The organism is Desulfallas sp. Bu1-1, assembly GCF_015594625.1.
Lineage (GTDB): Bacteria > Bacillota > Desulfotomaculia > Desulfotomaculales > Desulfallaceae > JADNRQ01.
The window spans coordinates 26,547-42,511 of the sequence record NZ_JADNRQ010000018.1 but is presented as its reverse complement, the minus strand read 5'-3'; the positions used below and the strand labels follow the sequence as shown (position 1 = coordinate 42,511).

The following is a 15,965-nucleotide window of genomic DNA, read 5'->3' as shown; positions in this document are numbered from 1 at the left end:
TCATTCTATTTCATAAAGAGCTTGGGTAAGAGCAGGCTGATGGACGGTATAAAGGTAATAAGCAGTAAAGCTATAAGTGAAGCAATTAAGAAGCCCCAGTTAGCCTTGGCAATCCTTTCAATCGACAGTTTGGTCATGCTGGAAGCAACAAATAGGTTCACGCCCAAGGGCGGTGTGATCATTCCGATGGCCAGGTTAAGCACCATCATTAAACCAAAGTGGATGGGGTCAATTCCCATTTGGGTAACGACCGGGAAAAGGATAGGCGCTAAAATAATAATCGCCGCGTTGGTTTCCATAAAGGTACCAACGATCAACAACATTAGGTTAATTAACAGCAGCAACACATATTTATTCCCGGCTATGTCAAGCATCCAACTGGCTACCTGGTTGGGGATCATCTCCCGGGTCAAAATCAAACCAAAGACCGCGGCGGTAGAAATGATCAGCAACACAATCGCTGAACTGATGGACGAACGGCAAAAAATTTCAAATACTTCTCTCCAGGTCAGTTCCTTATAGATAAAAACGCCAATGACAATAGCATAAACTACCGCCACATTGGCCGCTTCCGTAGGGGTAAAAACACCACCATAAATACCACCCAAAATGATAACCGGCATCAATAAGGCCAGAAAAGCCTCTTTAAAAGCGACTAAGACTTCCTTAAACGATACACTGCTTTGCCGCTCAACATAACCATTTTTTTTCGCAACCACATAAGTAACTGCCATTAAGCATAACCCAACTATAAGCCCCGGCAAGAATCCTGATAAAAACAGCGCCCCGATGGAAACACCCGTCACCACTCCAAAGGTAACCATCGGAATACTGGGCGGAATAACTACACCGATATAACCGGCTGTAGCCTGGAGGGCGGTAGCAAAGCCCTCATCGTACTTAGCCTTAATCATGGCCGGAACCATAATGGCACCGATAGCCGCCACCGTGGCCGGACCTGAGCCGGAAATGGCAGCAAAAAACATCGACGCCAGAATGGTTACCATCCCTAAACCGCCGGGAAGCGAACCGACCAGTTTACTGGCAAAGTTAATCAAGCGCCGGGAGATGCCGCCCTTGTCCATAAGGTTGCCAGCAATCATAAAAAAAGGTACCGCCATAATAGTGAACGTATCCACTGCCGTAAACATTTTTTGGGCTACAACGTGTATGGGTACCGAATTCGTTACCAAGATGTAGATAATAGAAGATAAAATCAAACTGTAGGCGATGGGTACATTCAGTAAAACAAGTATTGCAAAGCTGGTAAATATCAGCCAACCCACTTTTTATCCTCCTATCCTACAATTTAAAGACTTTTCATATTGCGCCAGTAAGCTATAGTAAAGCAGATTGCCATATAAATAAACCCAACTGGTAAGGCCAGGTAAGGTATTGTCATTGGAATGGCCATTGCCGGTGAAAGTTGGCCTGTTGCAAATTGGTATTGTATGATAATAAAAGAATAGTTTAACAGGGCCAGGGAGGTAAACAAAACAATAAGATAAGCTATAGTTAAAAAGAATTTACTGGCTTTGGGACCAAAAAGCTTTACAAAAAATTCCACACCAATATGAGCATTATCAGCCGCAGCTAAACCGGCGCCTATGAAGGTGGCCCATACCATCAGGTAGCGCGCCAATTCTTCCGACCAGGGCAAGGAACCTTTAACGACAAAGCGGAAAAATACCTGCAGAAAAACCACGATTGTCATTACCGCCAGGCACAAGCCGGCAGCAAAGGACCCGCTGTTTTTAAAAACCCGGTCTAATTTTTCAAACATAAAGTCACCTCTTTAAAACCTCTTTAACCTGTCTATCGCATTCCAAATAAGAGCTGGCCGGGGTACAATCGTACCCCGGTGCCCTATTTTTCAAACCATTAAATTCTGGCCCAAATTATTTATAATTTTTTACTCTTTCAATTAAGTCCTTACCAATTTCTGCTTCGAAGGTTTTGTAGACTGGTGCCATGGCTTCACGCCACTCTTCAACGTCAACATCAATTACTTGCATACCGCGGGACTTAAGCTTCTCCTTCAAGTCAATGTCAGCTTGGCGAATGAGGCCCCGCTCGTAATCTTTACCTTCCTCTGCTGCGCTCTTAATCTGTTCCTGCAAATCAGCCGGTAACGAATCCCATTTTTGTTTGCTGATTAACAGCACCGCCGGAGCATAGAAGTGACCGGTCATAGACAAGTAATCTTGCACTTCATAAAACTTTGAAGTTTCAATTTGGCCCAAGGGGTTCTCCTGGCCATCAACGGTCTTTTGCTGTAAGGCGGTAAACAACTCGCCATATGCCATCGGCGTAGGGTCGGCACCTATAACCCGGAAGGATTCCATGTGCACCTTGTTTTCCATCGTCCGGATCTTTAGACCTTTAGCGTCAGCGGGGTGTACTACCGGCCGGACGGAGTTGGTTAAGTGGCGGAAGCCATTCTCCCAGTAGGCCAGACCCACAATACCTTTTTCCTCCAGAGACTTGAGCAATTCCTGGCCAATCTCACCGTCTAGCACTTTATAAGCATGTTCCCGGCTTTCAAATATATAGGGCAGGTCGAAGACCATGAACTTTTTGGTGAACCCCATCAGAGGAGCGGTAGAAACCAGAGCCATGTCCACGGTACCCATCTGCAAGCCTTCAATCATTTCCCGCTCGTTACCCAGCTGCGAGCTGTGGAAAACGTCTACTTTAACTTTACCCTGGGTCTTTTGGTCTACCAACTCGGCAAATTTTTCAAGTCCCACGTTGTAGGGATGGTCAGGAGCCAACACGTGGCCCACTTTCAGCGTGATGGTACCACTATCACTGCTTTTTGCTGCATCTGAATTGGCGCCGGTATTGGCACCGCCGCCGCAGCCTGCCAAAGTCAGCGCTAACATGACCAACACTAATAGCATGGCAATGAGCTTCTTATGTTTAATCATAACCATTCCTCCATATTCCGTTTTACCTTTTCAGTTGGGCCAGGAAATTCTCCACTTCCTCCTGGCTCATGGGGTAAACATGCTCAGGCCCGGGGAAACCTTTTTCCTTAACGTCTGTCACATACGCTTCCAAGGCCTTAACTATTTCGGCGTTCAAATTGGCGTACTTCTTAACAAATTTGGGTGTAAAGCGATCGAAGAAGCCCAACATATCGTGAACGATCAGGCACTGCCCGGCGCCATAAACACCGGAACCCAAGCTTATGATAGGCACTTTAACTGTTTCGACAATCACTTTATTAACTTCCGGCGGCACAGCCTCCACCAAGATACTAAAGCAGCCCGCGGCTTCTAAAGCTTTTGCATCTTCAACCAGCTTGAGCGCCGATTCGGCACTTCTGCCCTGAGCTTTAAAACCACCAAGTTGAGAAATTGACTGCGGTGTTAAGCCAATGTGCCCCATTACGGGAATAGTAGCTTTAACTATGGCCGCAATGGTTTCCGCCATTTCCTGGCCGCCTTCCAGCTTAATGCAGTCTACCCCGGCTTCAGCCATCAGCCGGCCGGCATTACGGATCGCCTCATCCTTGTTTACCTGATAGGTCATGTAGGGCATATCACCAACAATGAAAGCTGTGGGCGCACCCCGGCGCACGGCCTGGGCATGGCGAATGATCATATCCAGAGTGACCGGCAAGGTAGTATCAAGCCCGTACACCGTCATACCCATGGAATCGCCCACCAGGATAATTTCCACCCCGGCTTTTTCTTCCAACATAGCCATGGGGTAGTCATAGGCTGTCAGCATGGTAATTGGTTCGCCTTTTTCGTATTTGGCATATAGATCGGGGATCATAATTTTTTTGCGCATTCTGTTACCACCTCTGTAATGTGAAATGTTGTAAAGTAATCCGTCCCGTTCGGTTGTGCTGGCTGATTAACCGGTATCTCACCTCCCTGATTAAGCCTTATGTTCTGGCATATAACCTAGCTGGCGCGAAATGGCGACAGCTACTTTTTGTAACAAAGTTATCAAACTACTGTCGGCTGAAACCAACTTGGCTTTTATCCTGTGCGCTGCACCCGACACACTCAAGGCGGCCACTATCTTTTGGGCCTGACCAAAAATAGGTACTGCCACGCAGATCAAGCCTTCTTCTAATTCTTCATCATCTACGGCATAACCCAGATTATAAACCTCCTCCAGGTGCGCCTTCAGTTGTTCCTTATCTGTTATGGTTTTGCGGGTACGCCGTTCTAACGTTAAATGCGTCAGCAAATCGGCCCGTTCGGTCTCGTCCAAAAAAGCAAGTAAAACTTTACCTACTGCTGTGCAGTACAAAGGCAGCCTTTTGCCGACCAGCGAAAAGGTGACCATAGCCCCCGGCGGTTCGAATTTTTCAACATAAATACCTTCGATGCCTTCCCGTACTACAATATGTACCGTTTCGTTTAATTTCTCGGCCAACTCCTTTAGGAACGGTACTGCCACCCTTTTTAGGTCCATGTTCTTCATAACAATGGCACCTAATTCAAAAAACCTGATACCCAACCGGTACAATCCGGCCCCCGGATTGTAATCCATGTAACCATGGTCCATTAATGTAACCAGATAGCGGTGTAATGTGCTGCGATTGAGACCGGTAATTCTCTGCAGTTCGGCAAAGGTCATCTCCGGCCGGTCAAGGCGGAAGGCATTGAGAATGGATATGGTTTTTTCAACCGATTGATTGGTGTAACTGCGTTTTTCGGACTTATGTTCTAACTCCATTAAAGTTATCGCCCAACTTTCGTCTCAATATATGAGATTTATGATCACACAATAAACACAATAGTTATATTCGCTATTAATTTGTCGTTTCCTGTTGAAAAATTTAAAATTCGAAAAAAAATTTTTTACCTCTAAAAATTAGAAACTATAAGTGAACCTGTTATTATTTCCACTTGGGGTCGTAGCTCTTGGATACCAATACAAACGCCCATGTCGGGCGTATCATCCACACGCAGTATTTTGGATGTCTGTCTGCCTGAAGTAAAGGAAGGTTGATCCGTGATGTTCTAAAGCAGAAATTTACAAGTCCTCTGTGATCGGATCGAGGAGGACGTACGTAAACGGTTTCCGGGCATACATGCTCAAAACTATACCGAAACATGCAAGAGGTACGCGAAGATTATAAAATAGACGGGGCTGTGTTGAAGCCGGCTAAGCCGTAAATAAAAGGCCGCCCAAGCCTTTCGGCAAGAACGGCCTTAAAATTATCATTCCAACCCCAAATACCCTCTTTATTACACCAGCGGTTTCAATATCTGTGTTTTTTCATAGTGCTTCTAGCTAGTGACCTCCTCAATTTTTTCGTCGATTTCCCGGATATTGATTTCTAACCGGTAAAGATGCTTTAGAAACATGGTGAGAAAATCCTTTTAAAGGGGTGTCATGTTAACCCTTGTGAATAAGGCAATATCTTTTTTTTCTTAATTATTTTTTTATCAAAAAAAATACCTGTTATAATCAAAAAAGTTCCCACAAGCTTATACCAGCTGAACTTTTCTCCTAAAAACAACAGCGCCAAGGAGTTACCAATCCGGCCTGCAGGATCGGCCCTAGGGTACCGATGCCGGCAATCATGCTCATCACTGCATGGAAGGTAACACATTTATCCATAACTTCAGGGCACCAGGTAGTACTTCGAAAATAACCTGCACCCCTCATCCCCTACCTTTTCACTGGATCTTATTTTGTTACCATAAGCGCAAAGGTGGCGGTTAGTGAAAGCTCATCGTATACCCCTTCTTCCCCTTCGGGCACCCGGCAGCGGGCAATCAGCAGGTAACGGCCGGGCTCCCTGGCCTGCAGGGCGAGCCGCCCATCTCTTCCCGTCATTTCCTGCCACTGCCGGTATCCGCCAGGGCCGCTGTAAGCCACGTCCACCGCTGTACCATCCAGGGGCTCGCCGCGGAAAATGATCTGGAAATTGATTTCATCTCCCAAGCGCCACTGTTTCCACATCTCCGGCTGTATTTCCAGCGGTATGTCCGCTTTTGGGGGTGTTCCTTCCAGGTCGTGTCCCACCGGCACAATAACCTGGGCAAATTGGTTGTAAAAGGTGGCCTTCGCGGCATCCGGGTAATCTTTCCGGGTACCCTTTTGAAACTTTCCTTCATTATCTATCACATAATTACCGGTAATGTTACTGATTACATGATATAAGCCGGTTACCTGTGCATTAAAGTTTAGGACATAATACTCGGGCCCACCGCCAGCGACTTGTATGTCTTTTTTATCACCGTTCGGGTGAACCACCAAGGCTTTCATCTTCTCTTTCCCGGCCAGCCCGTCGACTTGCATATTATGGCCCCATTTGAGATAAATCGTTACGTTTTCACCCACGTGGCCGTGACTTCCGGCCAGTTCCAACCACGATTCGTGACCGTAAACCATCAGGTGGGTGGTGTCCTTGAAAAAAGCGCTTGTTTTTTGTTTCATTTGATCATTCCTCCAAAAAAGATTTTTGCCCCCAGAATGCACCGCCATAATAATTAGCAACAAGGATGTCAAAGGTCTGCCAAGGTAAAACATTTGCCAAAATTAAAAAGCCATGACAGTTTGCACCTACTTCTGCAGGTAACACACCTTCATGGCATAGTTATTTTATAAAGTATGGCCGTTCTCCGGCGGCCAACATAGATGGTTCTTACCACCCATTTTTGTAACTTTCGTTAATTACTGATCTAATTCCTGCAGCTTCTAAAATTTTTTATTTAAAAAGCACATACTTTTATAACAACTTTTTTCACTGAATGACAACATTGACCCTCTGATTTGGATAGGCACAGAAAAAACAGATAGATCCCGCTTCGGTCGACTCGGTCTTGTTGACCGCAACGATTTCCCCACACAAAGCGCAATTTACGTATTTCTCAGTAAACGGTTCAGACGGACATTCTAAAACAGTTATCGTCTTTTTAAATAATGAATCCTCAGGAAGGCTTAAAATCTTTTGCACTGATCTATAGATTTTTTCCCGGTATTTATTGATTTCCTGCCAACTTGCACTGCCGGAAACAATTTTCTTCTCAATGTCCGGCTCGAATTGGGTATTAATTACAGGACTCATTAAAGCTATGCGAAGTGCCTCTTGGGTCTTTTGTTCCCTTGAAATTTTCATAAAGTAATAAACATGCTTACCCCGGTCATAAGCAATAAAGTTCTTATTGCCGATTGTACAGCCAGTTAAATGCTGGACGGCATCTATAGCAGAAGACATATTTTCAGAAATTCCAAAAAACCCGCCGCAATTTTGTTTATTAATTCCCAATTCTCTGCGAGCTATTAAACCCACCCGGCAACCGATTGCCAGCTCCGGGCAAAAGTGGCCGTGATAGTTAATTATGTCCTTAAATTGCTCCGTGGTTAGCATAAAACTACTTCTCAAGTGCTGATGTTCAACTTCGACATCATCCAACACTTTGTAATTTAATACCCACTTGCTCTTAGAAATAGTTAACTGTTTATTATCTTTTACCAATATCAGATTAAAAATTCCTTTATTCGTGAGCACCAGAAAATTAAAATTTTCCCATAAATCTTTACTCATCATTAGTACTTCCAAAACCTCATAACGCTGGTTGCGCCACTGGAAACCAAGAGGTGATTGCTGGCGATTATCAAAATCTACTTTCACTTCTTCTTGAATGAAAACTATTTCTTCCTGTTCAATTTTCCGCATGACTTCCGCCTTTTCCAATTCATCATCTCCTCTCATGGACTCTTGAAAGGCTTTTATCACCGTTGGCAACCATTCGGGGTGTTTTCTCTCCTGACCCGGATAAGCCGGAATCAAAAATGGAATATCTATGTTAGTTTAAAAAAAGCACCCGGGCGCATGGGATTGGTTTAGGAGTGCCAACCCCATACGCCGGTCAAAAGGAGGAAATTATTCTACTGCCGGTCCATGTCAAACCCGGTAGCAGAAATATATTGAAGGAGGTCAAAGGCCCTGCCAAGGTAAGCCTTTGCCAAAATTAAAAAGCCATGAAAATTTGCACCCGCTTCTGCAAGGGAACATACCTTCATGGCATGGTTTTTGATGGTTCAACTTGGGGTTGTTACAAATCCAATAGATCACGCACCCGTTGTACTAACATATCTACCAGATGGGGTAACGGTTCGGATGCGCCACCGATAATTTCAACTCCGGAGCGGTTCAAGTGTAAAACATATTTGGGCACCGGCGCAAGGGCCACCGCTTCCGCCGCAACGGTCGTCATTTCCCCGCCGAAACCGAAGGGCATGATCATTCCCACTGTACCCACCAGCAGGTCGGCACGCTGCGCATTATATACAATGGCACTTTCGCCGCTGGCCAGTTCATTGGCCCCGGCTTTATACATGCGGCTGGCCGCCAGGGCGTTGGTACCCAGGGCAATGATTTCAACTTTCGTAGACGGTAGCGCCATGGCTAACTTTTCCACGATCTGGGCACCTATACCGCCCCCCTGGCCGTCAATGACAGCTATACGAAATAAATTCTTTTTACTCATTTACTTTACCTCACAAGGTAAATCTACAACAGGATATGTTTTGGGCTAAAAAACAAAACCATGAAAGACCGCCTTCACTTCGTGTGAAGCCAATAACCTCCATGGTTTAACTTTTCATATAGCTTTTACGCTAAAATTGTTATACCAAAAATCATGTACTTACACAAAAGCCTGGCGGATGGTTCTTACCATCCTTTACGGTTATTATTCTAGTTTACGTGAAAAATCCCTGCTATTTTTTCTTTAATGTCTATATTATTTTTTTTCTACACCCGAGATCGCAATAACTGGCCGCTACTCGCAAAACCCCTATTACAAGGAGGCTTTTACCGGCCGGGTTATCCGGCCGGCTTTCCCGGTGAGCTGGCGACGCTACTGAACGTTCACCAGCTTGTCCGGGTTGAGGATCAAATTGGGATCCAGAGCCTTTTTGATGGCTGCAATCATTTTCAATTGCACCGGGTCCATGAATTTGGCCATAGCCCGCTTCCTTTTGGCCCCTATACCGTGTTCGCCCGACAGCTTGCCTCCATGGGCATAGGTGACGGAGTACATTTCCTCCAGCACCTTCTCCTTCTTATCGTGCCAGGTGGCCTCATCCATGTCTTCCTTCAGCAAGGTGGCGTGGATGTTGCCGTCACCGGCATGGCCGAAGCAGGGTATCTTGATCTCATATTTCCGGGCAATCTTTTCAATTTCAGCCAGCACTTTGGGGATATTGCTCACCGGCACCACGATATCCTCCATGCAGTATACCGGACTGGTAACCCTCAGAGCCTCGGCCAGGTACCGCCTGGATTTCCAGATTTTTTCCTGACTGGATTTGTTGTCTCCCACGAACACTTCCAGGCCGCCGTTTTCCAGGCAGATGTTGCCGATGGTTTCATAGTCCGCCTCCAGTTGGGACTCGGTGTAAGCCTCCACCTCGATGATGATGTAGGCGCCGGCATCTCCGTACGGGAGGCTGCGGTTAAGGTAATTTTCCGCCGACTTGATGCACAGCTTGTCCATGAATTCGATGGATGTGGGAATGATGCCACCGTTGGTCATTATTTTGGGTACGATATCAATGGCGGCCTGCATGCCGGCGAAGGGCACCAACAGCACCGCGTTGTGCAGGGGCCGGGGCAGCAGTTTCAAGTAAATCTTGGTTACTACGCCCAGGGTACCCTCGGAACCAACCATCAAATGAATCAGGTCATAACCGGTAACGTCCTTGACGCATTTACCGCCCAGGGTGGTAATTTCCCCGGTGGGCAGCACAAGCTCCAAGCCGTAGATATGGCGGGAAGTGGTACCGTATTTCACCGCCTTGTTACCCCCGGCGTTGGTGGCCACGTTGCCGCCAATGAATGAACTGTCGGCGCTGCACGGGTCGCCCGCGTAAAAGTATCCTTCCTCCTGGGCGCGTTTCTGCACCTCGCCGGTGGTGACTCCCGGTTCCACAACCATGAACAGGTTTTCCCGGTCCACTTCCAGAATTCGGTTCATGTTCTCCAGCGAGAGCACGATCCCGCCCAGCATGGGCACGGCGCCCGCAGCCAGTCCGGTGCCGGCGCCCCGGGGCGTCACCGGGACCAGCTCCCGGTTGGCCAGCTTGATGATTTCAGACACCTGCCCCGTGTTTTCCGGCTTTACCACCACTTCAGGCAGGTGTTTCCACTCTGACTCGGGCACCTCGTCACCGGCATAAACTTCCAGCTTTTCCGGGTCAGTGACGACGTTGCCCGGCCCAACTATGTCCACCAGTCTTTGCACGATTTCTTCCGTTACCCTGTTGTATCGCAACCGCCTAACCTCCTCGCTCAAGCGTTGGCTTTAATGCTTTTCAACTGGTCGATCAACTGGGGCACCACTTCCAGGGCGTCCCCCACAATCCCCAGGTCGGCCACCTTGAAAATCTGGGCCTCGGGGTCCTTGTTTACGGCCACAATGTATTCCGAGGTCTGCATGCCGGCCAGATGCTGAATTTTACCGGAAATGCCCAGGGCAATGTAAATCTTGGGAGCCACCGTTTTACCGCTCAGGCCGACCTGGTGCGAATAGGGCACCCAGCCCAGGTCCACAGCGTCCCTGGAAGCTCCCACGCCGGCCCCCAACAGGCTGGCCAGTTCCTCCACCAGCTTAAACCCTTCCCTGTTTTTCATGCCCTTGCCGCCGGCCACGATAATGTCGGCGTCCTGGATATTTACGTCCTGGGTGGTATCCTTAACAAAAGCCAGGAAATTTTCCGGCGTTGAGAACAGCGCCCCGTCATAATGCTTGGCCACGATCTCCCCACGCCGGGCCGTGTCCCTGGCGGCCTGCCTGGCCGACCGGGGTCTGACGGTGGCCATCTGCGGCCTGGTGAAAGGCGTTTTGATTGTGGCCATGATGTTCCCGCCGATGGCCGGCCGGGTCTGGAGCAGGATTCTTTCCACCGGATCGATGTCCAAACCCGTACAGTCCGCCGTCAACCCGGTCTCGAGCCTGGCCGCCGCCATCGGCATGATGGTACGCCCGGTGGTGGTGGCCGCCGCCACCACAATCTCTGGTTTTTCCTCCTCTACCAGCCTGGCCAGGGCGGCGGCGTACGGCCTGGCCAGGAAGTTCTCCAGGCAGGGCGAGCTGACGTGGTATACTCTGTCGGCCCCCCTGAAGATAAGCTCGTCCAGTTCCTGCACATTGTTACCCAACACGGCACAGTACAGCCCACAGTCCAGCTTGTCAGCCAGACCGCGCCCCCAGTTCAACAGCTCGTAAGTGGTACTGTGAATTTTGTTATTCTTCTGTTCGGCAACTACCATAACTCCCCTGTACTCTTGCAAGCTCATGTCAACACTCCCTTATATGACTTCCTTTTCCCGCAGTACCTTCAACAATTCCCGCACAGCTTGCCCCGAGCCGTCCTGCTTAAGAAGTCGTGTGTTCCTGGCCAGCTTGGGGCTGAAAACCTTGACCACCCTAGTAGGCGAGCCGGCCAGCCCCAATTTGCCATTGTCCAGACCCAGTTCCACGGGTCCCCACACGGGCACCTCGGCTTTGCCCGCCCGTAGCTTGCCGGCCAAAGTTGGAAAGCTTGGTTCGTTGATGTCCTTAATCACCGTGGCCAGGAAGGGGAAGGGCACCTCCACCCTTTCAAACCCATTCTCCACCATCCTCTCAACCACGGCCCGGTCGCCGTTCATTTGGATGCGCTTGACGAAAGTGATTACAGGGAGACCAAGCATCTCGGCAATCATAGGGCCGGTTTGCCCCGTCTCACCGTCGGTGGCCCTTTCACCGCACAAAACCAGGTCCGCGCCGCCCAGCTTCCGCACAGCAGCAGACAGCACCCTGGCGGTGGCAATGGTATCGGAGCCGGCAAAGGCCCGGGAGGAAAGAAGCACTCCCGCATCCGCCCCCAGAGCAATGGCCTCATTCAACGCCTTCCGGGCCGAGAGCGGTCCCATGGAAATTGCCGTAACTACGGCATCCTGCACCTGCCGCTTGATGCTCAGCGCTTCCTCCAACGCATTCTCATCCAGGGGGTTGATTACGTTGTTGCTCCCCGTCCTCACCATAGTGCCGGTTTCCGGGTTCATTTTAACGTTGTCGGTTCCCGGAACCTGCTTGATGAAAACCATGATTTTCATCGTTCCACCTCCAAGACTTGTCGGACTAATAGCATGTTAATATGATGGTCAGACCAATGTTGGTACATAAAACCACTTAATATTAAAATTCCTTTCCACTAAAAATAGTTATTGTTTCCCTGAACCGGTTTATCCTTGCCGGGCCTTGTCGAAAATGTAACTCTCCACACCCACAAGGTGATCCAACATGGCACGCCGGGCGGCGGCAGGATCGTCGTTTTCGATGGCCTTGTAAATAGCCTCGTGTTCCCGCACCAGTTTGTGCGGATTGGCGGGGTTACGGTACAGCCGGTGGCGGGCCGCCGCCAGAACCCTGCTCATAGTGTCGGCTATGCTGTTCATCAGCCTGAGCAACAACGAATTGCCGGCTGCTTCAGCAATGGCATAGTGAAATTTCATATCCGCCTCTTCGCCCAGGTTGCCCGCTTCCAGGTCGTGCTGCATCTGCTGCAGCGCCAGCCTGATGACGTTGAGTTGCTGCTGGTCATGGCGCTGCGCCGCCAGCCCGGCGGACTCCACCTCCAGGATTTTCCGTAATTCCATCATCTCCCGAAGCGTTTTTTCATCCACTATCATCACCGAGGAAAAGGCGCTTACCAGTGAATCGGCAGTGGTTTCGTTGATGAAGGTGCCCTCCCCGGGCTTCACCTTGATTACACCCATTGCCTCCATAACACGAAAAGCTTCGCGCACGGCCGAACGACCCACCTGGAACTTTTCCGCAAGTTCCCGTTCGGACATCAGCCTGTCGCCGGGGCGCAGTGTACCATTGCTGATCATGACCCTGATTTGTTCAATTATTTCTTCGTAAATTTTCTTGGTCTTTATGGGCTTAAAATCCACAGTAGTCCTCCTGTGCTTGTTGAATCTGCTTGCTACTATACAACCATAACAATTATATCATATCACATGGAGTTTATATTAGGCTGAACAATTAAATTACAGGAAACTTGGCCCTGCGGTCTAATTACCGCGCATAAAACACAGCTACCGGGATTTATTATGCCCACAGCAGTTAAATCACAATTTAATCCTCCTTTATCCGCTCAGCAAGAATTTCAGCCGTGTGCCTGACCGGTACGGCAGCGCCTCGGCTGTCAAGTCCTCCGCTGATCTGCAACAGGCGCCTCGGCTGTCAAGTCCTCCGCTGATCTGCAACAGGCACCCCGGGCAGTCCAGCGCCACCATATCGGCGCCCGCAGCCTCGATGGCCCCCAGTTTTTTCTCCAGCATGTGCCGGGACAGTTCGGGGAATTTCATGGAATAGGAACCGCCGAAGCCGCAACAGCGATCCGAGCCCTCCATTTCCTTCAGCTGCAGGCCCGCAGCGCCCAGCAGCCGGCGCGGCTCCTCCACCAGGCCCAGGCAGCCCTTCATGTGGCAGGAATCGTGATAGGTTACACTGGGCCCGCCCTGCTTCAGCTTCAGCCCGCTACCATCGCTGGAGCGGTCCGCCACGAAGGCGGTGAAGTGCTGCACCCGGCCGGCAAACTGCCGGGTCCGCTCCCTCCAAGATGGATCCTCCCCCAGTAGTTCCAGGTACTGGTGCTTGAGAGCGTGGGCGCAGGTAGGACAGGCGGTGACCACGTGGTCCACCCCGGCCCGTTCGAACGCTTCAATATTCTGACGAGCCAGTTCGGAGGCCGTTTCCCGGGAGCCCATGTACATTGCGGGCACGCCGCAGCAGGTTTGTTGGGCGGGAAAAACCACCTCCGAGCTCATCCGGCGCAATACCTTGCAGGCCGCTTCCCCCAGTTGCGGGTACACAAAATCGGTGAGACACCCGGCAAAAAAGCCCACCCTGTTCTGGGAAGGATTGGCTTTTGCGTCCTCCCCGTCCCACGCGCCAAGCCGTTCCCTGAGCGGCTTATCGGCAATGGCAGGCAGGCTGCGCCCCTCGGTGAGGCCGGCCAGGAACAACGGCAGGTGGCGCACCACCGGCCCCTTTTGGAAAGGTTTCTGGGCCAGCCGGGCGGTCTTGATCAGCCGGTGGAAAAGGCTCCGGTTGGGCAGCACCTTTTCCAACATGAACCTCTGCACCGCAGGACGGCCCTGCTGCTCCGCCACCCGCCGGCGCAGTTCGCGGATCAACTTGGGTATGTCGATTTTGGCCGGGCAGAATCGCTTGCACCGCTCACAGCCCAAGCACAGGTTTTGAATGCCGGCAGCGTTTTTAAATTCATTGAAAAACGCAGTAAGAATGGTACCGATGCCGCCGGTGTAGATGTAGCCGTAGACGTGCCCGCCCACCAGTTGGAACACCGGGCACACGTTGAGGCAGGAAGCACAGCGGATGCATTGCAGCGCTTCCTTGAAAACGGGGTCGGCCTGCATAACGGTACGGCCGTTGTCCACCAGCACGATATGCAAATCCTTGTCCCGCACGGTGCCGTCGGGGTAAGCCACCGGCGTAGGCCCGGTGATCATGGTGACGTAACTGGTGATTTTTTGGGCCGTGGCACTGCGTGGCAGCGCCTCCAGGATGGGCTGCACGTGGGCGAAGTTCTCCACCAGCTTTTCCAGGCCCACCACCGCTACGTGCACCGGGGGCAAGGTGGTGGTAAGGCGGCCGTTGCCCTCGTTGGTGACGATCACCAGTGTGCCGGTTTCGGCCACGGCGATATTGGCACCGGAAATGCCCATGCCTGCAGCCAGGAACTTCCTGCGTAGCTGTTCCCGGGCCACCCCGACCAGTTGCGGAATTTCGGGGGATAGTTGCCGCCCGGTTTCCCGGGAGAATACCTCCGCCACTTCCCCCCGCAGCATGTGGATGGCCGGCATTACCATGTGGGAGGGCTTTTGTCCCGAAAGCTGCAGAATCCACTCGCCCAGGTCGGTTTCCACCGCCTCCAGACCGTGTTTATGCAGAAACTCGTTCAGGTGAATCTCCTCGCTGGCCATGGACTTGGACTTGACAATCTTGCGCACGCCCTTTTCCAAAGCCAGGTTCTTTATATAGTCCCTGGCCTCCCGGGCGTCACGGGCCCTGAATACGTGGGCGCCGCGTTCCTGGGCCGCCTGTTGGAACCGCCGCGCCAGTTCCTCCATCTTTTCCGCCGCCCCGCGCTTGATGGCGGCAATTTGCTCGCGCAACGCTTCGAAGTCCTTGCCGGCGTAAGCCCTTTCCCTGGACTCCACGTAGGTGTCGCCGAAACGGCCCAGAGCGCCGCGCAGGTTTTCGTTGGCCAGCGCCCGGCCGATATTTTCCTTGATGGAGCGCTCGCTACTCACCACTGGCACCCCCTTCCCTGTCCACGAATATGACGTGCAGTTGTTTGGGCCCGTGCACGCCGATGGTTAAAACCCTCTCTATGTCAGCGGTGCGGCTGGGCCCCGATATGAACGATACGTATCCCGGGAGGCGGGTTCTCTTTTCGTTCAGCCAGGCAATGGCGTCGCCAAACAGCGGCACCAGCCGGTCGGTGCGCACCAGCGCCACGTGGACCGCGGGCAGGGTGGCCGCCAGCCGCTGCCCCGGATCCGTGCTGTCCTGCACCAGGGTGCCGGTCTCGGCGATGGCCAGGTCCATTTCTGTTATGCCCAGGTCAGCATCCTCGGCGCGCAGGCGCAGGTTTTCCCGGTGCACCGTTGTACCGCAATCCCCCGCGGCCTCCAGGCACAGGTCCACCAGCCGGGAAGACGCCGCCACCACCTTTTGCGCCTGAAGTTCCAAAATTATCCGCGCCAAAAGCCCGCCGGCCTCGGTGGGATCGGTCGCCCGGTACACCCGGGCGGCAATTAACTCCGCCTGCTCCTTAAAGTTGGCGTAAATTCCGTCAATGTCCAGGTTGTCCATTATCAAACCCCTTTCACCCCGTTCCCCAAAGAAACGAACGCTTAAAACTCTTCAGTTTGAGAAAATATTTACCCCGCCAAGCCA

14 protein-coding genes are annotated in these 15,965 nt (G+C 51.1%); all 14 read right to left on the bottom strand.

Annotation, left to right across the window (positions count from 1 at the left end; genetic code table 11):
* Positions 1-5: 5 nt before the first annotated feature.
* Complete coding sequence (locus tag IT084_RS13910; protein WP_195713504.1) at positions 6-1,286, bottom strand: TRAP transporter large permease; 1,281 nt, start codon at positions 1,284-1,286, stop codon at positions 6-8.
* A 23-nt stretch (positions 1,287-1,309) separates the two neighbouring features.
* Positions 1,310-1,705 (bottom strand): TRAP transporter small permease, encoded by a 396-nt coding sequence (locus IT084_RS13905; protein ID WP_195713503.1) that lies wholly within the window; start codon positions 1,703-1,705, stop codon positions 1,310-1,312.
* Positions 1,706-1,898: 193 nt separating this feature from the next.
* Complete coding sequence (locus tag IT084_RS13900; protein ID WP_243276980.1) at positions 1,899-2,930, bottom strand: TRAP transporter substrate-binding protein; 1,032 nt, start codon at positions 2,928-2,930, stop codon at positions 1,899-1,901.
* A 22-nt stretch (positions 2,931-2,952) separates the two neighbouring features.
* Positions 2,953-3,801: a 3-methyl-2-oxobutanoate hydroxymethyltransferase gene (panB, locus tag IT084_RS13895; RefSeq protein ID WP_195713501.1), complete on the bottom strand. Its 849-nt coding sequence runs from the start codon at positions 3,799-3,801 to the stop codon at positions 2,953-2,955.
* Positions 3,802-3,891: 90 nt separating this feature from the next.
* The gene (locus tag IT084_RS13890) at positions 3,892-4,701 is read right to left on the bottom strand and encodes an IclR family transcriptional regulator (protein ID WP_195713500.1); all 810 of its coding nucleotides are present in this window, start codon (positions 4,699-4,701) and stop codon (positions 3,892-3,894) included.
* Between the two features lie 960 nt (positions 4,702-5,661).
* Positions 5,662-6,414 (bottom strand): DUF4198 domain-containing protein, encoded by a 753-nt coding sequence (locus IT084_RS13885; protein ID WP_195713499.1) that lies wholly within the window; start codon positions 6,412-6,414, stop codon positions 5,662-5,664.
* Positions 6,415-6,721: 307 nt separating this feature from the next.
* The gene (locus IT084_RS13880) at positions 6,722-7,675 is read right to left on the bottom strand and encodes an FmdE family protein (protein WP_195713498.1); all 954 of its coding nucleotides are present in this window, start codon (positions 7,673-7,675) and stop codon (positions 6,722-6,724) included.
* A 361-nt stretch (positions 7,676-8,036) separates the two neighbouring features.
* Positions 8,037-8,471 carry a DUF3842 family protein gene (locus IT084_RS13875; RefSeq protein WP_195713497.1) on the bottom strand — a complete coding sequence of 145 codons (435 nt, stop codon included), beginning with the start codon at positions 8,469-8,471 and terminating at the stop codon, positions 8,037-8,039.
* A gap of 372 nt (positions 8,472-8,843) precedes the next feature.
* A complete protein-coding gene (locus tag IT084_RS13870; protein WP_195713496.1) occupies positions 8,844-10,259 on the bottom strand; it encodes an FAD-binding oxidoreductase in 1,416 nt (471 codons plus the stop codon).
* Positions 10,260-10,276: 17 nt separating this feature from the next.
* Entirely contained in the window at positions 10,277-11,284 is a 1,008-nt protein-coding gene (locus IT084_RS13865; protein WP_195713495.1) for an electron transfer flavoprotein subunit alpha/FixB family protein, read from the bottom strand.
* A 12-nt stretch (positions 11,285-11,296) separates the two neighbouring features.
* On the bottom strand, positions 11,297-12,085 hold the full coding sequence (locus IT084_RS13860) for an electron transfer flavoprotein subunit beta/FixA family protein (RefSeq protein ID WP_195713494.1): 789 nt from the start codon (positions 12,083-12,085) through the stop codon (positions 11,297-11,299).
* Positions 12,086-12,214: 129 nt separating this feature from the next.
* Positions 12,215-12,928 (bottom strand): FadR/GntR family transcriptional regulator, encoded by a 714-nt coding sequence (locus IT084_RS13855; protein ID WP_195713493.1) that lies wholly within the window; start codon positions 12,926-12,928, stop codon positions 12,215-12,217.
* A 195-nt stretch (positions 12,929-13,123) separates the two neighbouring features.
* Positions 13,124-15,316, bottom strand: coding sequence for an L-lactate dehydrogenase (quinone) large subunit LdhH (ldhH, locus tag IT084_RS13850; protein ID WP_195713492.1), 2,193 nt, complete (start codon positions 15,314-15,316; stop codon positions 13,124-13,126).
* Positions 15,309-15,881 carry a lactate utilization protein gene (locus IT084_RS13845; protein ID WP_195713491.1) on the bottom strand — a complete coding sequence of 191 codons (573 nt, stop codon included), beginning with the start codon at positions 15,879-15,881 and terminating at the stop codon, positions 15,309-15,311. Before IT084_RS13845 ends, ldhH begins: the two co-directional genes overlap by 8 nt.
* Positions 15,882-15,965: the final 84 nt, after the last annotated feature.